The 24,292-nt window shown below is 36.0% G+C and carries 24 protein-coding genes and 1 rRNA gene; 8 read left to right on the top strand and 17 right to left on the bottom strand.

Going from position 1 to position 24,292, the window contains the following annotated elements:
• Positions 1–53 precede the first annotated feature (53 nt).
• The 7 genes from VF726_RS30260 to VF726_RS30230 form a co-directional block, all read right to left on the bottom strand.
• Complete coding sequence (locus tag VF726_RS30260; RefSeq protein ID WP_440173913.1) at positions 54–989, bottom strand: YybS family protein; 936 nt, start codon at positions 987–989, stop codon at positions 54–56.
• 80 nt (positions 990–1,069) lie between these two features.
• Positions 1,070–1,303 (bottom strand): 30S ribosomal protein S18, encoded by a 234-nt coding sequence (gene rpsR / locus VF726_RS30255; protein ID WP_000918873.1) that lies wholly within the window; start codon positions 1,301–1,303, stop codon positions 1,070–1,072.
• Between the two features lie 45 nt (positions 1,304–1,348).
• Positions 1,349–1,870 (bottom strand): single-stranded DNA-binding protein, encoded by a 522-nt coding sequence (gene ssb, locus VF726_RS30250; protein ID WP_000981963.1) that lies wholly within the window; start codon positions 1,868–1,870, stop codon positions 1,349–1,351.
• 26 nt (positions 1,871–1,896) lie between these two features.
• Complete coding sequence (gene rpsF, locus VF726_RS30245) at positions 1,897–2,187, bottom strand: 30S ribosomal protein S6 (protein WP_001233781.1); 291 nt, start codon at positions 2,185–2,187, stop codon at positions 1,897–1,899.
• Between the two features lie 191 nt (positions 2,188–2,378).
• On the bottom strand, positions 2,379–3,479 hold the full coding sequence (gene ychF, locus VF726_RS30240) for a redox-regulated ATPase YchF (protein ID WP_440173911.1): 1,101 nt from the start codon (positions 3,477–3,479) through the stop codon (positions 2,379–2,381).
• 115 nt (positions 3,480–3,594) lie between these two features.
• Positions 3,595–3,792 (bottom strand): DUF951 domain-containing protein, encoded by a 198-nt coding sequence (locus tag VF726_RS30235; RefSeq protein WP_000436051.1) that lies wholly within the window; start codon positions 3,790–3,792, stop codon positions 3,595–3,597.
• A gap of 20 nt (positions 3,793–3,812) precedes the next feature.
• Positions 3,813–4,694, bottom strand: coding sequence for a mechanosensitive ion channel family protein (locus VF726_RS30230; RefSeq protein WP_440173909.1), 882 nt, complete (start codon positions 4,692–4,694; stop codon positions 3,813–3,815).
• Between the two features lie 259 nt (positions 4,695–4,953).
• On the opposite strand from VF726_RS30230, the gene yyaC reads away from it, so the two are divergent.
• Positions 4,954–5,550: a spore protease YyaC gene (yyaC, locus tag VF726_RS30225; protein WP_272851278.1), complete on the top strand. Its 597-nt coding sequence runs from the start codon at positions 4,954–4,956 to the stop codon at positions 5,548–5,550.
• A gap of 20 nt (positions 5,551–5,570) precedes the next feature.
• On the opposite strand, the gene spo0J is transcribed toward yyaC, so the two are convergent.
• From spo0J to rpmH, 10 genes are all read right to left on the bottom strand, one after another.
• A complete protein-coding gene (gene spo0J, locus VF726_RS30220) occupies positions 5,571–6,422 on the bottom strand; it encodes a stage 0 sporulation protein Spo0J (RefSeq protein ID WP_440173907.1) in 852 nt (283 codons plus the stop codon).
• On the bottom strand, positions 6,415–7,176 hold the full coding sequence (gene soj / locus VF726_RS30215; protein ID WP_002174509.1) for a sporulation initiation inhibitor protein Soj: 762 nt from the start codon (positions 7,174–7,176) through the stop codon (positions 6,415–6,417). Before soj ends, spo0J begins: the two co-directional genes overlap by 8 nt.
• Positions 7,177–7,365: 189 nt before the next feature.
• Complete coding sequence (noc, locus tag VF726_RS30210; protein ID WP_000799027.1) at positions 7,366–8,238, bottom strand: nucleoid occlusion protein; 873 nt, start codon at positions 8,236–8,238, stop codon at positions 7,366–7,368.
• Positions 8,239–8,343: 105 nt separating this feature from the next.
• The gene (gene rsmG, locus VF726_RS30205) at positions 8,344–9,063 is read right to left on the bottom strand and encodes a 16S rRNA (guanine(527)-N(7))-methyltransferase RsmG (RefSeq protein WP_046197925.1); all 720 of its coding nucleotides are present in this window, start codon (positions 9,061–9,063) and stop codon (positions 8,344–8,346) included.
• A 21-nt stretch (positions 9,064–9,084) separates the two neighbouring features.
• Positions 9,085–10,974, bottom strand: coding sequence for a tRNA uridine-5-carboxymethylaminomethyl(34) synthesis enzyme MnmG (mnmG, locus tag VF726_RS30200; RefSeq protein ID WP_440173903.1), 1,890 nt, complete (start codon positions 10,972–10,974; stop codon positions 9,085–9,087).
• Between the two features lie 46 nt (positions 10,975–11,020).
• Positions 11,021–12,397: a tRNA uridine-5-carboxymethylaminomethyl(34) synthesis GTPase MnmE gene (gene mnmE, locus VF726_RS30195; RefSeq protein ID WP_048527921.1), complete on the bottom strand. Its 1,377-nt coding sequence runs from the start codon at positions 12,395–12,397 to the stop codon at positions 11,021–11,023.
• A 226-nt stretch (positions 12,398–12,623) separates the two neighbouring features.
• Entirely contained in the window at positions 12,624–13,241 is a 618-nt protein-coding gene (gene jag, locus VF726_RS30190) for an RNA-binding cell elongation regulator Jag/EloR (RefSeq protein WP_242253499.1), read from the bottom strand.
• A complete protein-coding gene (gene spoIIIJ / locus VF726_RS30185) occupies positions 13,238–14,005 on the bottom strand; it encodes a YidC family membrane integrase SpoIIIJ (RefSeq protein ID WP_048527919.1) in 768 nt (255 codons plus the stop codon). Before spoIIIJ ends, jag begins: the two co-directional genes overlap by 4 nt.
• 52 nt (positions 14,006–14,057) lie before the next feature.
• Positions 14,058–14,405, bottom strand: a complete 348-nt coding sequence (rnpA, locus tag VF726_RS30180; RefSeq protein ID WP_048527918.1) for a ribonuclease P protein component — start codon at positions 14,403–14,405, stop codon at positions 14,058–14,060.
• A gap of 76 nt (positions 14,406–14,481) precedes the next feature.
• On the bottom strand, positions 14,482–14,616 hold the full coding sequence (gene rpmH / locus VF726_RS30175) for a 50S ribosomal protein L34 (RefSeq protein ID WP_000831901.1): 135 nt from the start codon (positions 14,614–14,616) through the stop codon (positions 14,482–14,484).
• Positions 14,617–15,180: 564 nt separating this feature from the next.
• Here rpmH and dnaA point away from each other — a divergent pair.
• The 7 genes from dnaA to VF726_RS30140 all read left to right on the top strand — a co-directional run.
• Complete coding sequence (gene dnaA, locus VF726_RS30170) at positions 15,181–16,521, top strand: chromosomal replication initiator protein DnaA (RefSeq protein ID WP_048527917.1); 1,341 nt, start codon at positions 15,181–15,183, stop codon at positions 16,519–16,521.
• 179 nt (positions 16,522–16,700) lie between these two features.
• On the top strand, positions 16,701–17,840 hold the full coding sequence (gene dnaN / locus VF726_RS30165; protein ID WP_429607120.1) for a DNA polymerase III subunit beta: 1,140 nt from the start codon (positions 16,701–16,703) through the stop codon (positions 17,838–17,840).
• A 127-nt stretch (positions 17,841–17,967) separates the two neighbouring features.
• Entirely contained in the window at positions 17,968–18,180 is a 213-nt protein-coding gene (gene yaaA / locus VF726_RS30160) for a S4 domain-containing protein YaaA (RefSeq protein ID WP_000821366.1), read from the top strand.
• 12 nt (positions 18,181–18,192) lie between these two features.
• The gene (gene recF, locus VF726_RS30155; RefSeq protein ID WP_048527915.1) at positions 18,193–19,320 is read left to right on the top strand and encodes a DNA replication/repair protein RecF; all 1,128 of its coding nucleotides are present in this window, start codon (positions 18,193–18,195) and stop codon (positions 19,318–19,320) included.
• 38 nt (positions 19,321–19,358) lie between these two features.
• Complete coding sequence (gene gyrB / locus VF726_RS30150; RefSeq protein ID WP_440173898.1) at positions 19,359–21,281, top strand: DNA topoisomerase (ATP-hydrolyzing) subunit B; 1,923 nt, start codon at positions 19,359–19,361, stop codon at positions 21,279–21,281.
• Between the two features lie 88 nt (positions 21,282–21,369).
• Positions 21,370–23,841, top strand: coding sequence for a DNA gyrase subunit A (gene gyrA, locus VF726_RS30145; RefSeq protein ID WP_087959063.1), 2,472 nt, complete (start codon positions 21,370–21,372; stop codon positions 23,839–23,841).
• A gap of 249 nt (positions 23,842–24,090) precedes the next feature.
• Positions 24,091–24,292 (top strand): 16S ribosomal RNA (locus tag VF726_RS30140); the annotation flags it as partial.

Here is a 24,292-nt window from a genome sequence, read left to right as displayed (position 1 = left end):
TAACTCACCTTCCAGTTAGTTAAACAGATTAAAATAGTATAAGGAATATTACTTTATCCTCCTATTTTAGAACGCAATGAAATCCCTAAATCAATTATACCTAAGATTGTCACAAGAGGAAACAGCATCGGAATAAACATGCAGGCAATAAAACTAATAATAGGAACCCCTTTCGTAAAACCTTTACTATGCGCTAGAAAAGCGATAAACGTCAGACCTTGCAGTACTAGTAGTAGAGCAAATATGACATATAGGTTAGAAAATACCATATGTAAATATGATGTCGGTTCTACTTTTATAAAAGTTGATAGCAAAATAAATATAACGTAATACCAAACAATACTCTTTGGTAATTGTATATCTTTGAACTTAGGCCAAGGTATAACGTCATGTTTTAGCTTTCTCAAAACACTACCTGATATCATAACTGTAATCCAAGAAAAACATACCGAGACCATTACAAGTAAACTTGGGAATAATGTTTGTAACACATCATTAAATTGTGCAAATAACTCTTTTTGTTCTTTACTAATCGGCATACCCGCAGCATTAACTATCTTTTCACTTTGCGTCATACTTTCATTAAACATATTTTGCATTTGCTTCATTAAATCTATGTTAAAAAACTTTATACTCACAACATAAATGAGCATAATACCAATTAAGTACGCAAGCGTCCCCGCCATCAAAATTTCTACCTGCTTTTTTCGTTTTTTATACATATGCCCTAAAACGATACCTATCAATCCAAACATAGTTGTCTTTACTAGGTTCATCGGTTGACTGACAATAACAGTAATAAAAAGCGCCGCCGTAAAAATTACAAAGGCGTTAGATAATCTATATCTTATCGTTAACAATATAAACGGCAATGGCAACGCAAACGTTACAACTGTACCTAAAATTGGAACATACATAGATATAAGCAATAACATTGCATATATCGCTAACAGCGCTGCACCCTCAGTAATAAATTTCGTATTCTTCATCATATAACCTCTCTTTCAAAAAAGAAAAGCATAGCAAAATGCACAGTAGAGTCCGACTCTACTGTGCATTTCATACGCTATTATTCACCAACATATGGTAAAAGTGCCATTTGACGAGCACGTTTAATTGCAACTGTAAGTTTGCGTTGGTATTTTGCGCTTGTTCCTGTTACACGACGAGGTAAAATTTTACCACGCTCAGAAACGAAACGTTTTAATAAATCAACATCTTTATAATCGATGCGAGTGATGCCGTTAGCTGTGAAGAAACACACCTTACGACGTTTCGCACGTCCACCTTTGCGTCCTGCCATGTCTATTTCCCTCCATTCTTTGTTAAAACTAACAAATTTACTGTATTAGAACGGTAAATCGTCGTCGGAAATGTCGATCGGTTGACCTACATTTGAAAATGGATCGTCATTCTTCGTAAATCCAGAGTTTCCTTGATTACCTTGGTTGCCTGAATTACTAGATTGACCAAATGGGTTAGAGCTTTGGTTACCGAAACCAGCTCCTGATGGTTGCTGATTAAATGAACCACGTTGCTCCCCACCGCCATTACGCGGCTCTAAAAATTGTACGCTTTCCGCAAGAACTTCTGTTACATATACACGTTTACCATCTTGTCCATCGTAATTACGAGTTTGAAGACGTCCATCTACGCCTGCTAAGCTACCTTTTTTCAAATAATTTGCTACGTTTTCTGCTTGTTTACGCCATATTACACAATTAATAAAGTCAGCTTCACGCTCACCTTGTTGATTCGCAAATGCGCGATTCACAGCTAACGTAAAAGTAGCTACTGCAACACCATTGGGCGTGTAACGTAAGTCAGGGTCCTTAGTTAAACGACCAACGAGGATAACACGATTCATCAATCGAACCACTCTCCCTTATATATCAATTATTTTTCTTCTTCTTTAACAACGATATGACGAAGGATGTCTTCGTTGATCTTAGCTAAACGGTCGAATTCATTAATCGCTTCTGCGTTAGAGTTCACGTTTAAGATCATGTAGAAACCTTCACGTAAGTCGTTGATTTCGTAAGCTAAACGACGCTTACCCCACTCTTTCGTGTTAATGATTTCTGCACCATTGTTTGTTAAAACACCTGCAAAACGTTCAACTAAAGCTTTTTGAGCTTCTTCTTCAACGCCAGGACGAATGATGTACATAATTTCGTACTTTCTCATTACACTTTCACCTCCTTTTGGTCTAAACGGCCCGTAATGGGCAAGGAGCAATTAATTTATAGTAATTACTCACGAGTTTAGATTATATCATAGTAAGTTAGATGAATCAACTCACCCATACATAAAAAACTTGGCAAACACATAATATATTTGCCAAGTTTATATCTTAATTTTTCCTAGGAAATATTAAATTAAACGTTGAAGCGGAAGTGCATAACGTCTCCGTCTTTTACGATATACTCTTTTCCTTCTAAACGAACTTTACCAGCTTCTTTTGCAGCTGTCATAGAACCGTTTGTCATTAAGTCGTCGTAAGAAACTGTTTCTGCACGAATAAATCCACGCTCGAAGTCTGTATGAATTACGCCGGCACATTGTGGTGCTTTCATACCTTGTTTAAACGTCCATGCACGTACTTCTTGCACACCAGCGGTGAAGTAAGTAGCAAGTCCTAATAAATTGTATGCAGCACGAATTAATTGATCTAAACCAGATTCTTCAATGCCTAGTTCTTCAAGGAATACTTTTTTCTCTTCCTCGTCTAGTTCAGCGATTTCTTCTTCGATTTTTGCACATACAACGATTACTTGAGAATTTTCATTTGCAGCAAATTCTTTTACCATTTGTACGTATTTGTTTTCAGAAGGATCCATAATATCATCTTCACTTACGTTTGCTACGTATAGCATTTCTTTCGTTGTAAGTAAATGAAGGCCTTTAACAATTTTCATTTGCTCTTCTGTGAATTCAACAGTACGAGCCGGTTTTCCCTCTTCAAAAGCTTCTTTTAAGCGGACTAAAATTTCATGCTCGTATACTGCTTCTTTATCTTTTTGTCTTGCTAATTTCGCAACACGCTCGATACGTTTATCAACAGATTCTAGATCCGCTAAAATTAGCTCTAAGTTGATTGTTTCAATATCATCAATCGGATCTACTTTCCCTGAAACGTGTGTAATATTTTCGTCCTCAAAACAACGAACAACTTGGCAAATTGCATCTACTTGGCGAATGTGAGATAAGAATTTATTTCCTAACCCTTCACCTTTACTAGCACCTTTTACGATACCTGCAATATCAGTAAACTCAAATACAGTCGGAACAGTTTTTTTCGGTTCTACTAATTCCGTTAATTTATTTAAACGCTCATCTGGTACTTCTACAATCCCTACGTTTGGATCAATTGTACAGAATGGATAGTTTGCAGATTCTGCTCCTGCTTGTGTAATTGCATTAAATAAAGTTGACTTCCCTACGTTAGGTAATCCAACAATCCCAGCCGTTAATCCCATATTTTTCACTCCTATGTCTCAATCTTTCATCATTATAGATAGTAACGAAAAAAATGACAAGTTTCCTCCAAACGAAAAAAAGTAACAGCTACCCATTGCAACTGTTACTTTCTCTCTATTCTTCGTGCTTCACAAGTATTTTTTTCACCTTACGATCGAACTCTCTTCGAGGAATCATTACTGAATGGTCACATCCCTCGCACTTAATGCGGATATCCATTCCCATACGAATAATCTTCCAACGATTCTCACCACATGGGTGGGCTTTCTTCATTTCCACAACATCGTACAAGTTATACTGCTTTTGCTCCACTCTCCAAACCCCTCTCCATACTAAATTGCTTTTCCACTCACCAATTCTTCACGATTATATAAAACCATACGTGGATATGGAATTTCAATACCATGTAAATCTAGACGATTTTTAATTTCTTTACGAAGTGCTCTTGCAATAACTGCATGTTGCATCGGCTCTACTTCCGCGATAACGCGTAATATAACTTCTGATGCAGCCAATGTTTGTACACCTAATAACTGAGGCGTTGTTACCATCTGCGCATACTGTGCAGGTAATTCTTCTAATAACTCTTCAATGACTTGCTCCGCTTTTGCTATGTCAGCCTCATACGAAATGGATACATCAACAAAGGCTACACTATTGCTAACTGAATAGTTCGTAACTTGAATGATACTTCCATTTGGTAAAGTATGAATTTCGCCTGTCCAACTCTTTACTTTCGTTGTACGAAGTCCAATTTCTAAAACGACTCCCTCAAACTGACCAATTTTTACATAGTCTCCTACTGAAAATTGATCTTCTAGCAAGATGAATAACCCTGTAATAACATCTTTCACTAAACTTTGTGCACCAAACCCGACTGCCAAACCAATTACCCCGGCACCGGCTAATAAACCTGATGCATTAATATCAAACACACCTAAAATCGCAATTAACATAATGAACATAACAACGTATGCCACGATATTCTCAAGTAACTTTGCTACTGTAACTGTGCGACGTTCTGAAATTTGAATTGGAGAACGACTCCCCATGCGAAACGCATTTCGTACAACTGCTCTTGCAATTCTTACAACAACTGCGCCAATTATTAAAATGATACATATTTTTAATGTAGCAATTCCAATATCTGCCCAACGATCAGCATCTAATAAATACTGTTTCGTAGAATTAAACCACTTCGTTAATAAATCCATGTACCTCTACCTCTCCAGCCAAAATTTCTTTTTAGTTATCCTTCTTATTGTATCAGAAGTCTCCTAATTGCTGAAAAATTTTTATGACTTTAATTGCATTTCTTAACTTCCATGCAGGTATAAAATGGAACGAATATATATATACTAGTACTATTATTTCCGTTTTCACTTAAATTTCACAGCAAGTAGGCACTTATAGTTTTCCATTTCACTCAACATATAACATATTTTGAAAATTTATTAAAAGGATGGGTGCTTCATGAATATTGGAAGTTTTCGCTTACCTTTTTTCGAAAAAGAAACTCAAAATGTTATGCACCAAGATTTAGAAGCCTCCGAGACAATTAGTAACTTCTTACTTTCCCATATCCCTATTAAAACCCATATACCAATTATCCTCGTTTGTATCGGAACAGATCGTTCTACAGGTGATGCGCTCGGTCCGTTAGTCGGTACGAAACTAGAGCAAGTAGGAATTACAAACTTCCAAGTGTTTGGCACACTAGATGAGCCAGTCCATGCACTAAATTTAGAAGATAGAATTCAGAATATACAGAAAGATAATCCTACTTCATTTATAATTGCGGTTGATGCCTGTTTAGGAAAATCTCAAAGTATCGGTTCTATCACTACCGGAATGGGGCCTAGTAAACCTGGAGCTGCGATGAATAAGAAATTACCCGCAGTTGGTGATTTACATATTCATGGCATCGTAAATTTAAATGGGTTTATGGAGTTTTTCGTCCTGCAAAATACAAGATTAAGTTTAGTCATGAAAATGGCTGATGTAATTGCACAAAGTATAAAAGAAACAGATCAAAAGTTATCTGTATTAAAAAAAGCAAACCATCTATAAACAATAAGATGGTTTGCTTTTTAGTTTTTCTGCGCTAATAATTCTAAAATACGATTTAAATCTTCTTTATTGAAAAATTCAATTTCGATTTTACCTTTTTCTTTTTTCGTTTCTTTAATTTTCACATCTGTACCAAACTTTTCTCTTAAAAATGTTTCGCGTTCTACGAAAAATATGTTTCGCTCTTTTTTTACTTGTTTTGTTTCACGTGAAACGCGTTGATTAATCTCCTGAACAATTTTCTCTAATTGACGAACATTTAATCCTTCTTTTTCAATTCGTTTCAGTAAAGATTTCAATTGTTCTTCATCTTTTATCGTAAGTAAAGTTCTCCCATGAGCCATTGAAAGTTGACCATTTGCAATCATATCTTGTACAAAAGAAGGGAGGCTTAATAACCGCGTATAGTTTGCAATGTAAGGTCTGCTCTTACCAAGACGTTTTGCTAATTGTTCTTGCGTTACATTTAGCTCATTCATTAACATTTGGTATGCCATTGCTTCTTCCATTGGATTTAAATCTTCTCGTTGTAAATTTTCAAGCAGTGCAAACTCCATCATTTGCTGCTCACTTAATTGTCTTACAACAGCAGGTACCTTTTCGAGTCCAGCCTCTTTAGCAGCACGATACCTTCTTTCACCTGCAACAATTTCATATCCTTTAATACTCTTTCTAGCAATTAACGGTTGTAATATGCCGTGCTCTTTAATAGAAGTCGATAATTCTTGAATCGCCTCTTTATTAAAGTGTTTACGTGGTTGATATGGATTCGGTCTTAATTCAGTTATCATAATCTCCTGAATTGTCTCTTCTTCTTTCACATCTAAATCAGGAAAAAACACATTGATTCCTCTTCCTAATCCTTTAGCCACCTGCAATCACTTCCTCTGCTAAATCTATATATACTTCTGCCCCTCTTGATTTAGCGTCATACTGCATAATTGGTTTCCCGTGACTTGGTGCCTCACTTAAACGAACATTACGAGGAATAATCGAACGGTATACTTTATCCCTAAAGTATTTTTTCACTTCATCTATAACCTGAATCCCTAAATTTGTACGGGCATCTAACATTGTTAGCAATACACCTTGGATTGCTAGATTTTTATTTAAGTGCTTTTGCACAAGTCGAACTGTATTTAATAGCTGACTTAAACCTTCTAGCGCGTAATATTCGCATTGAACAGGAATAATAACAGAGTCTGCTGCTGTTAATGCATTAATCGTTAATAACCCTAAGGATGGGGGACAGTCGATAATAATATAATCGTATTCATCACGAATTGGCTGTAATGCCCTTTGCAAACGTACTTCCCGGGAAATAGTTGGTACCAATTCAATTTCAGCACCTGCCAATTGAATTGTAGCGGGTAGAACATCTAAGTTTTCAGTTGCGGTTTTACGTATAACCCCTTGAACATCTGCATCTTCCACAAGAACATTGTAAATACATTGATCTAATTCAGATTTTTCAATTCCCACACCAGTCGTTGCATTTCCTTGAGCGTCAATATCTACAAGAAGGACCTTTTTACCTACTTGTGCCAATCCAGCCCCTAAATTAACAGATGTTGTTGTTTTTCCAACGCCACCTTTTTGATTGGCAATAGCAATGATTTTTCCCATGATGTCACCTACTTTCAACCTTTCTATCTTATTCTAGTAACAATTACGTTTATTGTAACATGAAATAAAAGCTTTTCTTTTACGTCCTTATTAAACTTCAAAATTTATTTGTAAACTCCTTCTTCCTCTAATAAGAAAATATAGTAAAAGAGACCTATCCAATAGGATCAGGTCTCTAACACGCCATTATTATTTTTTCTTCGGAATTTGGATTGTAATTTGATAGTACTCATCAAATTCCTCTTCCTCAGAATTAACATTTAAACCACTGTCAGCAACCATTTGTAATGACTGCCTAATTGTATTCATAGCAATTCTTGTATCTCGACTTACTGCTTTTTGCTTTGCCTTACGCTTCGGTTTTGCTTCCTCTAGTAATTTCGCAATCCGTTCCTCTGTTTGCTTTACATTCAGTTGTTTCTCCACAATTTCCTGTAAAACCTTCAGTTGTAATTCCTCATTCTTTAAAGGAATAAGCGCGCGGGCATGACGTTCTGTAATACTTTTTTCTAATAGCGCACTTTTTATTTCTTCAGGCAACTTTAACAATCGCAACTTATTTGCGATTGTGGATTGTCCTTTTCCAAGTCGTTGTGCCAATGCTTCTTGTGTTAAATTATGTAACTCAATTAGCTTTTGATATGCCACAGCTTCCTCGATTGCTGTTAGTTCCTCACGTTGCAAGTTTTCAATTAAAGCTACAGAAGCTGTTTCTGTATCATTTAAGTTCTTTATAATTGCAGGAACCTTTTCCCACCCTAACTTTGTTGCCGCACGGAAACGTCTTTCTCCGGCAATAATTTCGTACTTATCATCCTCATATTGCCTCACAACAATTGGCTGAATAAGTCCGTGTGTACGAATTGTTAATGCTAGTTCCTCAATACGTGCATCATCAAAAACTGTTCGTGGTTGATAACGGTTAGGGGTAATATTTACTATCGGAATTTCTTGTATTTCTTCATATACCTTTTTATCTATTTCTTCATGGCTTTCGTCTTGTAATTCGAATTCGCTCTCTTTATCTCCAAAGCCAAATAAACGAGAAAACGTATTTTTCATACATATTCCACCACCTTTTAGGCCTATTGACTATTCTCCATAAAATGTTTCCTATGAAACATTTACGTTTTCATTTATATAATTTAATCTTACGTCTAATAAGATTTATTTTTCAATAGGTAATTTATTGGGTGTTCCTGGTTTGCGTGGATATTTCTTTGGTGTCTTGCGTTTTTTCTCGATTAATAAAATATTACGTTCACTTTCTTCAAACGGTAATTGGAACGTAGACATTTCTTTTAGATTCCCGCCTAGCACCTCTAAAGCATACTTGCCATTTTCAATTTCTTCGTTTGCTGCGGCACCTTTCATTGCAATAAATGTTCCCCCAACTTTTACAAGTGGTAAACATAGCTCGCTTAATACCGAAAGACGTGCAACTGCACGTGCCATTACAATATCGTACGATTCACGTACACCTTCTTTTTTGCCAAAGGTTTCAGCACGATCGTGACAAAATGCAACGTCACTTAATTCTAACTTTTGTGCTAAATGATTTAAGAAATTGATACGTTTTTGTAATGAGTCTACAATTGTCACCTTTAAGTGCGGGAAACAGATTTTCAAAGGAATACTTGGGAATCCAGCTCCTGCGCCAACATCACAAATTGAGAATGGCTTTGAAAAATCATAGTAAAAAGCAGCTGTAATGGAATCAAAAAAGTGTTTTAAATATACTTCCTCTTTCTCCGTAATAGCCGTTAAGTTCATTTTTTCATTCCACTCTACTAATGTTTCAAAGTAGATTTCGAACTGCTCTAACTGTCTAGAAGAGAGGGTGATACCCTTCTCTTCTAGCATAGATTGAAATTGTTCTATGTTCATCTAACAATATCTCCTTACTATTTATTGGTTCGATACTCGCGCAATTTTTCCTTGTTCGATATACACAAGTAAAATGGAAATATCCGCTGGATTTACACCAGAAATACGTGAAGCCTGCCCCATTGATAACGGACGAACATCTTTCAATTTCTGTCTAGCTTCAGAGGCAAGACTAGAAATTGCATCATAATCAATATCCTCAGGGATCTTTTTGTTTTCCATTTTCTTCATACGCTCTACTTGTTGTAAAGATTTTTCTATATAGCCTTCGTACTTAATCTGAATTTCAACTTGTTCTGTAACTTCATCACTTAATTCTACTTCACTTGGTACTAAAAGATGAATATGCTCATATGTCATCTCCGGACGACGTAATAAGTCACTTGCACGTATTCCATCTTTTAATTCACTTCCACCAATACTGCGAATTAATTCTTGAACTTCAGGACGTGGTTTAATAATAATGCTGCTTAAACGTTCCTTTTCCTGTTCAATTTGTAATTTTTTATTTGTAAATCGCTCATAGCGATCTTCTTTAATTAATCCAATTTCACGACCAACTTCAGTTAAACGAAGATCTGCATTATCGTGGCGTAATAATAGACGATATTCTGCACGAGACGTTAATAAGCGATACGGTTCATTCGTCCCTTTCGTTACAAGGTCATCAATTAGAACACCGATATAAGCATCCTCACGACCTAAAATAACTTCTTCTTTACCTAAAGAACGACATGCTGCATTAATTCCGGCCATAAGCCCTTGTCCTGCTGCCTCTTCGTAACCAGAAGTTCCGTTAATTTGTCCTGCTGTATATAAATTTTTAATTTTTTTCGTTTCAAGTGTTGGCCATAGTTGCGTTGGCACAATTGCATCATATTCAATTGCATAACCCGTACGCATCATCTCAACATTCTCTAGACCAGGGATTGTTCTAAGCATATCACGCTGTACGTCTTCTGGTAAGCTTGTAGATAAACCTTGTACGTACACTTCTTGTGTATTACGTCCTTCTGGCTCTAAGAAAATTTGATGACGTGGTTTATCATTAAACCTTACTACTTTGTCTTCAATTGACGGACAATATCTAGGCCCCGTTCCCTTAATCATACCAGAATACATAGCTGAGCGATGTAAGTTTTCATCTATTAAACGATGTGTTTCCGTACTTGTATACGTTAACCAACATGGAATTTGATCCGTAATAAATTTTGTCGTTTCAAAAGAGAAAGATCTTGGTTTATCATCACCTGGCTGAATTTCTGTTTTACTATAATCAATCGTATTACTATTTACACGCGGAGGTGTACCTGTTTTAAATCTAACAAGATCAAATCCAAGCTCCTCTAAATGTTCCGATAAAGTAATAGATGGTTGTTGATTATTCGGACCGCTCGAATATTTTAACTCTCCCATAATAATCTCGCCGCGTAAAAACGTACCAGTCGTAATTACAACTGTTTTTGCTGTATATTCAGCTCCAGCTTGCGTAACTACTCCTTTACATTCGCCATCTTCAACGATTAAACGCTCTACCATTCCTTGGAACAACGTTAAGTTTGGTGTTTCTTCAATTGTTTTCTTTAATTCATGCTGGTAAGAGAACTTATCTGCTTGCGCTCGAAGTGCGCGTACAGCTGGCCCTTTACCCGTGTTTAACATACGCATTTGAATATGTGTTTTATCGATGTTGCGTCCCATTTCTCCGCCTAAGGCATCAATTTCACGAACAACAATCCCTTTTGCTGGTCCACCAACAGAAGGGTTACATGGCATAAACGCTACCATATCTAAATTAATTGTTAACATTAATGTTTTGGAGCCCATTCGTGCTGCCGCAAGACCAGCTTCACATCCTGCATGACCTGCACCGATTACTATGACATCGTAAGAACCGGCATTGTATCCCATTGTTTATTCCTCCTAATAATCTCTATCTTTCTGAAACATCACTATATTATTTTCCTAAACAAAATTGAGAGAACAACTGGTCAATTAGGCTTTCATGAACTGTATCACCAGTAATTTCACCAAGTATTTCCCAAGTTCTTGTTAAATCAATTTGCACCATATCAATTGGAACACCATTTTCTATCGCCTCAATTGCATCTCCAATTGTTTTTCCTGCTTGTGTTAATAATCCAATATGTCTTGCGTTAGAAACATATGTTACATCTGCAGAATCGATTGTTCCTTCAAAGAATAGATCAGCAATTGCTTTTTCAAGCTCATCTATTCCTTGTTCCTCAATTAATGACGTTGTAATAACACGATTTCCCGCTGCCAATTCTGTAACACGTTCCATATCAATTACTTGCGATAAATCTGTCTTATTTACAATAACAATGAAATCTTTTCCTTGTACGGCACGGAATAGATCTTCATCCTCATTCGTTAAAGCTTCGCTATAATTAACGACAACTAACACTAAATCAGCTTGACTCATCATTTCTTTTGAACGCTCTACACCGATTCGTTCCACAACATCCTCTGTTTCACGAATTCCGGCTGTATCTATAAGTTTAAGTGGTACACCACGCACATTAACGTACTCTTCAATAACATCACGAGTTGTTCCTGCAATATCAGTTACAATTGCCTTTTTCTCCTGAACGAGACTATTTAATAGCGATGATTTCCCAACGTTAGGTCTACCAATGATTGCAGTAGCAATACCTTCACGTAAAATCTTTCCTTGCTTCGATGTTTCTAATATTTTTGCGATTTCAACACGAACATGTGTAGCTTTCTCAATTAAAATATTATGTGTCATTTCTTCCACATCATCATATTCCGGGTAATCTATATTTACCTCAACATGTGCTAATGTTTCTAATATGTCCTGACGCAGACGGCCAATTAATTTAGATAATCGCCCTTCCATTTGATTAATCGCTACGTTCATTGCACGATCTGTTTTGGCGCGGATTAAATCCATAACTGCTTCTGCTTGTGATAAATCAATACGTCCATTTAAAAAAGCACGTTTCGTAAATTCACCAGGCTCCGCTAATCGTACTCCTTGCGCTAAAATAAGCTGTAATACTTTATTTACCGACACAAGTCCGCCGTGACAGTTAATTTCTACTATATTTTCACGTGTAAAAGTCCTTGGTGCACGCATAATAGACACCATCACTTCTTCAATAACCTGATTTGTATCTAAATCAACGATATGACCATAATGAATTGTGTGAGAAGGAACCTCTGTTAAATCCTTCCCTTTAAAAATACGATTAACTTTTTCAACCGCATCATCCCCACTTACTCGAACAATGGCAATTGCACCCTCTCCAAGCGCTGTGGAAATCGCGGCAATTGTATCAAATTCCATGTCCTTTCACCTCACTTGCTTATTTATCTCTATTTCAACATGATTATTTTCTTCACTAAATTATTAGAATACCATAACGAACCTATCTACAAAAGAATAATAACTCATTTTATTATGTCCTCATGTAAAAAACACTAAACTTATTCACAGTGGATAAGTTTAGTGTTTTTTAGTTATCCACACCCATTTTCCCCTCAAAAAAACCGGCACTCAATTGAGTAACCGGTCACTTGGAAGATATTACAACATGTCGATGTGGTTCTTTTCCTTCAGAAGTTGTAATGATATTTTGATGATTAGATAATGCTTGGTGGATAATCTTTCGTTCAAAAGATGGCATAGGCTCTAATACAACTCTTTTTTTCGTACTTACTACTTGTTTTGCTAATCGATAAGAAAGTGCTTCTAACGTGCCTTTTCTTTTACTACGATAATTTTCAGCATCTAGTGTGATACCAATATACTGTTTCGTATTACGATTCGCCACAAGTTTTGTTAAATACTGCAAAGAATTCAAGGTGTTTCCTCTTTTCCCAATCAAAACACCTATATTTTCACCAGAAATTGTAAATTCCACTTCGCGTCCTTTTACAATTTTACTAATCTCAGCTTCCACACCCATATCGTGAATAACATTTTTTAAATATTCTTCACATTCTTGAATCGGATCTTTCTTCAATACAACTTCTACTACTGCAGGACGATTCCCAAATAAACCTAGGAATCCTCTTTTACCCTCATCGATAATATTTATATCTACTCGGTCTTTTGAAACATTTAGTTGTCTTAAAGCATCTTGTACTGCCAGCTCGACTGTTTGTCCTTTAGCAGTAATTACACTCACTTGCTTGATCCTCCTGCCTTACTAGCCTTAATTTCTGGCCCCTTGATCAAGTACATTTGAGCGATACCAAAGATATTACCAACAACCCAGTAAAGTGATAATGCAGCTGGGAAGTTAATTGCAAAGATTAGAATCATGATTGGCATTAACCAAAGCATCATTGCCATTTGCGGATTTTGACCAGCTGTTCCTGCCATTGCAAGCTTTTGCTGAATAAATGTCGTAATTGCCGCAACAACCGGTAAGATATAGAACGGATCTGCCTGTCCTAAGTCGAACCATAGGAATGTATGCTTACTAATTTCTGACGTTCTCATAATCGCATGGTAAAACGCGAATAAAATAGGCATCTGAACAAAGATTGGTAAACATCCTGCTAATGGATTTACACCATTTTTTTGATATAACTGCATCATTTCTTGTTGTAGTTTTTGCTGTGTTGCTTGATCTTTAGAACTATATTTCTCTTTTAGCTTCACCATTTCTGGTTGTAACGCCTGCATTGCTTTCGTACTCTTCGTTTGTTTAATCATTAATGGTAATAATGCAAAACGAATGATAAGAGTTGTAACAACGATTGCTAAACCATAATTACTACCAAATAAGTTGGCAAAATACGTAATTAACTGAGAAAGCGGGTATACGAAATATTCATTCCAAATTCCAGTACTTTTCGGTGTAATCGGCTGATTCACTTCACTACAGCCCGTAGCAATTGCCATTAATGCAATAACCATGGCTAGTAAACCTATTTTCTTTTTCAAAGCCTGCTCCTCCTTGTTTCGGTATGTATATAGTGTAATTCATTTCCTTACGCTACTTTTTTATTCTTTTCATACCAGAGCGTTTAAAGACATGAATTAAGCTTTTCTTTACTTCTTCATATGTCATCTCTGCACAAGGCTTCCTTGCTATTATAACAAAATCTTTTCCAGAATCTATCTCATCTTTTAATTCTGTGATCGACTGGCGAATCATACGTTTAATTCGGTTACGCATTACTGCATTTCCTATTTTCTTGCTGACAGAAAGGCCAATACGAAAGTTTGGCTGTTCTTCTTTATCTAGTTGATAGACAACAAACTGACGATTCGCATTCGATTTTCCTTTTTGAAAAACCGTCTGGAATTCATCATTCTTTTTTATACGATGTTTTTTCTTCATATCAATTGACACTCCTGTAGTTCATCAGCGGAAATTCACTATTATTAGAAAAAAAGACCACTGAACGATCAGTGGTCTACGCAGATAATACTTTTCTTCCTTTACGACGACGAGCTGCTAGCACTTTACGTCCGTTCGCTGTGCTCATACGGCTGCGGAAACCATGTACTTTGCTGCGCTTACGTTTATTTGGTTGGTAAGTTCTTTTCATTATATGACACCTCCCTGAGGAATATCTGTTAAAGACAGTCTTATAAATTATAGTTAATCAACTAGGAAAATGTCAATGGTTCTAGAAATTTTCATTAAATATTCATTTTGAACCTATTCACATACTTTTTCACAGACCCTATATTTCCTTGTGGATAAATGTTTTTTCTTGTTTTTTATATCCACAAACTCTTTTCACACTTTTACACAGTATATCGTGTTGTGGACAAGTTTATTCCACAAGGTATTGATTTTGTGGATAACTTTCTTAATTTCATTGCTATAGCTACTTTTTTTTGATATTATAGTTGTGTTTTCACTTTGAATAAGTTTTCCACATCTTTATCTTATCCACAATTTGTGTATAACATGTGGACAGTTTTAATCACATGTGGGTAAATGATTATCCACATTTACTTTTTTGTCGAAAACTATATCTCATATACAAACGACGTTTTTAGGTTTTAAAATACGTTTCGTATAAATATACATTCTATATTTATTTAGGTTGTACATTTGTTGCGCAACCTTATTCTTTTACCATCTTAGTAAAGGAGGGACACCTTTGGAAAACATCTCTGATTTATGGAACAGTGCCTTAAAAGAACTAGAAAAAAAGGTCAGTAAACCAAGTTATGAAACATGGTTAAAATCAACAACCGCACATAACTTAAAGAAAGACGTATTAACAATTACGGCTCCAAATGAATTTGCTCGTGATTGGTTAGAATCTCATTACTCAGAGCTAATTTCGGAAACACTTTATGATTTAACAGGGGCAAAATTAGCTATTCGCTTTATTATTCCCCAAAGTCAAGCTGAAGAGGAGATTGATCTTCCTCCTGCTAAACCAAATTCTGGACAAGATGATTCCAATCATTTACCACAGAGTATGCTAAACCCAAAATATACGTTTGATACATTTGTTATTGGCTCTGGTAACCGTTTTGCTCATGCTGCTTCATTGGCCGTAGCCGAAGCACCAGCTAAAGCATATAATCCCCTCTTTATTTACGGAGGAGTTGGACTTGGAAAAACCCATTTAATGCATGCAATTGGTCATTATGTAATTGAACATAATCCAAACGCGAAGGTTGTATATTTATCATCAGAAAAATTCACGAATGAATTCATTAATTCTATTCGTGACAATAAAGCGGTCGATTTCCGTAATAAATACCGTAATGTAGATGTTTTATTGATAGATGATATTCAATTTTTAGCAGGAAAAGAACAAACTCAAGAAGAGTTTTTCCATACATTCAATGCATTACACGAAGAAAGTAAACAAATTGTAATTTCCAGTGATCGGCCACCAAAAGAAATTCCAACCTTAGAAGATCGTCTTCGTTCTCGCTTTGAATGGGGACTTATTACGGATATTACGCCACCAGATTTAGAAACACGAATTGCAATTTTACGTAAAAAAGCAAAGGCTGAAGGACTTGATATACCAAATGAGGTCATGCTTTATATCGCAAATCAAATTGATTCAAATATTCGTGAACTAGAAGGTGCACTCATCCGAGTTGTAGCTTATTCATCTTTAATTAACAAAGATATTAATGCTGATTTAGCAGCTGAAGCACTTAAAGATATTATTCCAAATTCTAAACCAAAAATTATCTCTATTTATGATATCCAAAAAGCTGTCGGAGATGTTTACCAAGTAAAATTGGAAGATTTCAAGGCGAAAAAGCGAACAAAATCAGTTGCCTTTCCTCGCCAAATTGCAATGTATTTATCACGCGAACTGACAGACTCCTCCTTACCTAAAATAGGTGAAGAATTTGGCGGACGTGATCATACAACAGTTATCCATGCCCATGAAAAAATTTCTAAGCTGCTTAAAACGGATACGCAATTACAAAAGCAAGTTGAAGAAATTAACGATATTTTGAAGTAGTAGCTGAATAGTGTGAATAACTTTCCTTGTTTTACGCACAGTCTATCCACATGTAGATAGACTGTTTTTACATCTCTCAGCAGGGTTATCCACATATCCACAAGCCCTATTACTATTACTACTATTTTTTTATCTTTATTAATTAAATAAAATCTTATACTTACCGGAGGTTTTTCTTTATGCGTTTTACAATACAAAAAGACTATCTTGTAAGAAGTGTACAAGATGTAATGAAGGCTGTTTCTTCTCGTACAACAATTCCGATCCTTACAGGAATTAAAGTTGTCGCTACGGAAGAAGGAGTTACGTTAACAGGAAGCGATGCTGATATTTCTATCGAATCATTTATCCCAGTTGAAGAGGATGGAAAAGAAATTGTAGAAGTAGCACAATCAGGAAGTATTGTTTTACAAGCAAAGTATTTTAGTGAGATTGTAAAAAAATTACCTAAAGAGACTGTCGAAATTTCTGTGGAAAATCATTTTATGACAAAAATAACTTCTGGAAAATCAGAGTTTAATTTAAATGGTTTAGATTCTGCTGAATATCCATTGTTACCACAAATTGAAGAACATCATGTTTTTAAAGTTCCAACAGATTTACTGAAACATATGATCAGACAAACTGTATTTGCAGTTTCCACTTCTGAAACAAGACCAATCTTGACAGGTGTAAACTGGAAAGTATATAACAGCGAACTAACTTGCATTGCTACAGATAGTCACAGGTTAGCTCTTCGAAAAGCAAAAATTGAAGGTATTGCAGATGAATTCCAAGCAAATGTTGTTATTCCAGGAAAAAGCTTAAATGAATTAAGCAAAATTCTAGATGAGTCTGAAGAAATGGTAGATATCGTTATTACGGAGTATCAAGTATTATTCCGTACAAAGCATTTATTATTCTTCTCAAGATTGCTAGAAGGAAATTATCCTGATACAACTCGTTTAATTCCAGCCGAAAGTAAAACAGATATTTTTGTAAATACAAAAGAATTTTTACAAGCAATTGATCGTGCATCTCTATTAGCAAGGGATGGCCGTAATAATGTTGTGAAATTATCAACTTTAGAACAGGAAATGCTAGAAATTTCTTCGAATTCACCAGAAATCGGAAAAGTAGTAGAAGAAGTTCAATGTGAAAAAGTAGATGGGGAAGAGTTAAAAATATCTTTTAGTGCAAAATATATGATGGATGCACTAAAAGCCTTAGATAGTACTGAAATTAAAATTAGCTTTACTGGAGCAATGAGACCATTCTTAATTCGTACAGTAAATGATGAGTCCATTATTCAATTAATTTTACCGGTTCGTACTTACTAAGTAAGAAATAAGGGTTGCTAGTTTTCAGATGCTAGTAGCCCTTATTTGATTTTTGGGTATTACTTTCCTAATGCTAGTTTATTTAGTACAATGAAAGAATGAACACTTTCAGAAAGTGAGCGATTTTATGAAACGTATTAAAATTTCAACAGAGTATATTACACTAGGACAATTTTTAAAGTTAGCCGATGTAATTGATACAGGTGGCGCTGTAAAATGGTTTTTACAAGAATATGAAGTGTACGTGAATCAAGAACTTGAAAATAGAAGAGGTCGCAAATTATATGCGAACGATATTATTGAAATTCCAGGAAGCGGAAGTTTCCAAGTTCAGGCATAAAGGGGGAGCCCTTTGTTTATTTCAGAAATACAATTAAAAAACTATCGCAATTATGAAAAGTTAGAGCTTTCCTTTGAAGATAAAGTAAATGTCATTATCGGTGAAAATGCGCAAGGGAAAACGAATTTGATGGAAGCTATTTATGTTTTAGCGATGGCGAAATCTCATAGAACCTCTAATGATCGCGAGCTTATCCGTTGGGATGAAGATTTCGGTCAAATTAAAGGGAAATTACAAAAGAGAAATAGTTCTTTGTCTTTGGAATTAAATATTTCGAAAAAAGGTAAAAAGGCAAAATTAAATCAACTTGAACAACAAAAATTGAGTCAATATATTGGCGTGATGAATGTTGTCATGTTTGCCCCAGAAGATTTAAATCTTGTAAAAGGAAGCCCTCAAGTAAGAAGACGCTTTTTAGATATGGAATTAGGCCAAATAGCTCCGGTCTATTTGTATGAATTGAGTCAATATCAAAAGGTGCTCACGCAACGAAATCACTTGCTAAAAAAGATGCAAGGGAATAGTAAGAATGAGGAAACGATGTTGGATGTATTTACACTTCAACTTATTGAGCATGGTGCAAAAATATTGCAAAAACGATTTGAGTTTTTGCATTTACTACAAGAATGGGCAGCTCCAATTCATCGCGGTATAAGCCGTGGATTAGAAGAATTAGAAATTGTCTATAAACCAAGTGTAGATGTATCAGAATCAATGGATTTGTCGAAAATAAAAGAAGTATACTATGAAAGTTTTCAATCTGTGAAACAACGTGAAATTTTCCGTGGTACGACTTTAATTGGTCCTCATCGTGATGATTTACAATTCTTCGTTAATAGTAAAAATGTTCAAGTCTTTGGTTCACAAGGACAACAACGAACGACCGCACTGTCCCTAAAATTAGCTGAAATTGAATTGATTTACTCAGAAGTTAAGGAATATCCGATTCTTTTATTGGATGATGTATTATCAGAATTAGATGATTATCGTCAATCGCATCTGTTAAATACAATTCAAGGAAAAGTGCAAACATTTGTGACAACGACGAGTGTCGACGGAATTGAACACGAAACATTAAAAGAAGCGAAAACAATTCATGTAACGAACGGCACGGTAGATTGTGAAATAGATAGGGCGTAATCCCTGTTTAAATGGAAAAGTAGGTGATCTTTGTGTCAATGGAACAAAAGCAAATGGAAGAAAATTCATATGATGAAAGTCAGATACAGGTACTTGAAGGACTTGAAGCGGTTCGAAAACGCCCTGGTATGTATATTGGATCTACAAGTGGAAAAGGACTTCACCATCTTGTATGGGAAATCGTCGATAATAGTATTGATGAAGCACTTGCGGGGTATTGTGATGAGATTAATGTTAGTATCGAAGAAGATAATAGTATTCGTGTAACGGATAACGGACGTGGTATTCCAGTTGGTATACAAGAAAAAATGGGACGTCCTGCTGTAGAAGTTATTATGACCGTTCTTCATGCTGGTGGTAAGTTTGGCGGCGGCGGTTATAAAGTTTCTGGTGGTTTGCATGGTGTTGGGGCATCTGTAGTAAATGCTCTATCAACAGAACTAGAGGTATTTGTACATCGTGAAGGTAAAATCCATTATCAAAAATACGAAAGAGGTATTCCGGTTGCGGATTTAAAAGTCATTGGTGACACAGATCAAACAGGAACGATAACTCGATTTAAACCAGATCCAGAAATTTTTCAGGAAACAACAGTATACGAATTTGATACGCTAGCAACTCGTATGCGTGAATTAGCATTTTTAAATCGTAATATTAAATTAACAATTGAAGATAAACGTGAACATAAGCAAAAGAAAGAATTCCATTACGAAGGTGGAATTAAATCATATGTTGAGCATTTAAACCGCTCAAAACAACCGATTCATGAAGAACCTGTATATGTAGAAGGATCAAAAGATGGTATTCAAGTTGAGGTTTCCTTGCAGTATAACGAAGGATATACAAATAATATTTACTCATTTACGAATAACATTCATACGTATGAAGGTGGAACACATGAAGTAGGGTTTAAAACAGCTTTAACTCGTGTGATTAACGATTATGGTCGTAAAAATAGTATTTTAAAAGATGCAGACAGTAACTTAACTGGTGAGGATGTTCGTGAAGGGTTAACTGCAATTGTATCAATTAAACATCCAAATCCACAATTTGAAGGACAAACGAAGACGAAACTTGGGAATAGTGAAGCGAGAACGATTACGGAGTCTGTATTTTCAGAGGCATTTGAAAAGTTTTTACTAGAAAACCCAAACGTTGCACGAAAAATTGTGGAAAAAGGTACGATGGCAGCACGCGCACGTGTTGCAGCGAAAAAAGCGCGTGAATTAACACGCCGAAAGAGTGCGTTGGAGGTTTCAAGTTTACCTGGTAAATTAGCAGATTGCTCTTCAAAAGATCCAGCAATTAGCGAAATTTATATTGTAGAGGGTGACTCTGCCGGCGGATCAGCAAAGCAAGGGCGTGACCGTCACTTCCAGGCGATTTTACCACTAAAAGGTAAAATTATTAACGTTGAAAAAGCAAGATTAGATAAAATCTTATCTAACGATGAAGTGCGTACAATTATTACTGCAATTGGTACAAACATTGGCGGAGATTTTGATATTGAGAAAGCTCGTTATCATAAAGTTATTATTATGACGGATGCCGACGTAGATGGTGCGCATATTCGTACCCTATTATTAACGTTCTTCTATCGTTATATGCGTCAAATTATCGAGCATGGTTATATCTATATTGCACAGCCACCGTTGTTTAAAGTACAACAAGGTAAAAAAATTCAATATGCTTACAACGATAAAGAACTTGAAAAAATCTTAGCTGAATTACCAGCACAACCTAAACCTGGAATTCAGCGCTATAAAGGTCTAGGAGAAATGAATCCAACTCAGCTTTGGGAGACAACAATGGACCCAGAAGTACGTTCATTACTTCAAGTTTCTCTTCAAGATGCAATTGAAGCAGATGAAACATTTGAAATTTTAATGGGGGATAAAGTAGAGCCACGTCGTAACTTTATCCAAGAAAATGCAAAATACGTGAAAAACCTTGATATTTAAATGAGTAATGACAGGAATCTGAGTATTCCTGTCTTCTACATATAAATCAATGTATGTGTAACGGAAATGTAAGAGGAGGTGCTCGTTGATGTCAGACAATCAACAACAAGCACGAATTCGAGAAATTAATATTAGCCATGAAATGCGTACCTCATTTTTAGATTACGCAATGAGTGTTATCGTATCTCGTGCATTACCAGATGTTCGTGATGGATTAAAACCTGTGCATCGTAGGGTTCTATATGCGATGAATGATTTAGGAATTACGGCTGATAAAGCGTATAAAAAATCAGCACGTATTGTTGGTGAAGTAATTGGTAAGTATCACCCGCATGGTGATTCAGCTGTTTATGAAACGATGGTACGTATGGCCCAAGATTTCAGTCAGCGCTATATGCTTGTTGATGGGCATGGTAACTTTGGATCTGTTGATGGAGATTCAGCGGCAGCAATGCGTTATACAGAAGCAAGAATGTCTAAGATTTCTATGGAATTAATACGTGATATTTCAAAAAATACAATTGATTATCAAGATAACTATGATGGTTCTGAAAGAGAGCCGATTGTATTGCCGGCGCGTTTCCCTAACTTATTAGTAAACGGTACGACAGGAATCGCGGTTGGTATGGCAACGAATATTCCACCGCATCAACTTGGCGAAGTAATTGATGGTGTGTTGGCATTAAGTCATAATCCTGATATTACTATTGCAGAATTAATGGAGTGCATTCCGGGACCAGATTTCCCAACAGCAGGTTTAATTTTAGGAAGAAGTGGTATTCGTAGAGCGTATGAAACAGGACGCGGTTCTATTATACTTCGCGCTAAAGTTGAAATTGAAGAGAAGTCAAATGGCAAACAATCTATTATCGTAACGGAACTACCTTATCAAGTGAATAAGGCGCGATTAATTGAAAAGATTGCAGAATTAGTTCGCGATAAGAAAATTGAAGGCATTACAGATTTACGTGATGAATCAGATCGAAATGGTATGCGTATTGTTATGGAAGTACGTCGTGATGCCAATGCTAATGTACTATTAAATAATTTATATAAACATACAGCACTTCAAACAAGTTTCGGTATTAATATGCTGTCTCTTGTAAACGGAGAGCCGCAAGTACTGAACTTAAAACAAAATTTATATCATTACTTGGAACATCAAAAGGTAGTAATTCGTAGACGTACTGCGTATGAACTAGAAAAAGCAGAAGCGCGTGCTCATATTTTAGAAGGGTTACGAATTGCCTTAGACCATCTTGATGAAGTTATTACGTTAATTCGTAGTTCGAAAACAGCGGAAATTGCAAAGCAAGGTTTAATGGAACGTTTCGGCTTAAGTGAAAAACAAGCGCAAGCTATTTTAGATATGCGTCTGCAACGCTTAACAGGATTAGAACGCGAAAAAATTGAACAAGAATATCAAGAATTAATGAAGTTAATTGCTGAATTAAAAGCAATCTTAGCGGATGAAGAAAAGGTTCTTGAGATTATTCGTGAAGAATTAACAGAAGTAAAAGAGCGCTTTAATGATAAGAGACGCACAGAAATTACAATTGGTGGTATGGAGTCTATTGAAGATGAAGACTTGATTCCAGAACAAAACATCGCTATTACGTTAACTCATAATGGTTATATTAAGAGGTTACCAGCCTCTACGTACAAAACACAGAACCGTGGTGGACGTGGTGTACAAGGAATGGGAACAAATGACGATGATTTCGTAGAACATTTATTAACCACTTCTACACATGATCATATTCTATTCTTCACTAATAAGGGTAAAGTATACCGTACGAAAGGATATGAAATCCCAGAGTATAGCCGTACAGCAAAAGGTATACCTATTATTAACCTATTAGGTGTAGATAAGGGTGAATGGATTAACGCCATTATTCCAATTCGTGAATTTGGTGACGATGAATTCTTATTCTTCACAACAAAACAAGGTATCTCTAAGAGAACGCCACTTTCATCATTTGCAAATATACGTACAAACGGTTTAATTGCAATCTCTCTTCGTGAAGAGGATGAAGTAATATCTGTACGTTTAACATCTGGTGATAAAGATATTATTGTAGGAACAAGCAACGGTATGTTAATTCGCTTTAACGAGCAAGATGTGCGTTCTATGGGACGTAATGCGGCTGGTGTAAAAGCAATTACATTAGGTGACGAAGATCAAGTTGTAGGTATGGAAATTGTCGAAGAGGATGTAAATGTTTTAATTGTAACGAAGAATGGTTACGGAAAACGTACACCGATTGATGAATATCGCTTGCAAAGCCGTGGTGGTAAAGGTCTGAAGACTTGTAATATTACAGATAAAAACGGTAAATTAGTAGCTGTTAAATCTGTAACAGGTGAAGAAGATATCATGTTAATTACAGCAGCAGGTGTTATTATTCGTATGCCAGTTGATCAAATCTCTCAAATGGGACGTAATACACAAGGTGTTCGTCTAATTCGATTAGAGGATGAGCAAGAGGTAGCGACAGTAGCGAAAGCACAAAAAGATGATGAGGAAGAAACGAACGAAGAGGTTTCTTCAGAAGAATAAGAGGGGGGATATCTCCCCTCTTTATTTTTTTATAATAATACTTGCATAGGGAAGGGAAAGTCTATATAATAGGCAGAGTCAGCAAATGAGAGATACAAGTTACCGAAAAAAACTTGTTGACGAAAATGATATACTATGATATATTATAAAAGTCGCTGAAACGCGATATTGAACTTTGAAAACTAAACGAAACAAACAACGTGAAACGTCAATTTTTATTTTTATTTTTAGATGCTAGACAAACTAACTTTATTGGAGAGTTTGATCCTGGCTCAGGATGAACGCTGGCGGCGTGCCTAATACATGCAAGTCGAGCGGATGGATTAAGAGCTTGCTCTTATGAAGTTAGCGGCGGACGGGTGAGTAACACGTGGGTAACCTGCCCAAAAGACTGGGATAACTCCGGGAAACCGGGGCTAATACCGGATAATATTTTGAACTGCATGGTTCA

This window comes from Bacillus sp. Brlt_9 (assembly GCF_051948935.1).
Lineage (GTDB): Bacteria > Bacillota > Bacilli > Bacillales > Bacillaceae_G > Bacillus_A.
Note: the sequence above shows the minus strand (reverse complement) of the source record. Positions and strands in the feature narration are given on the sequence as shown.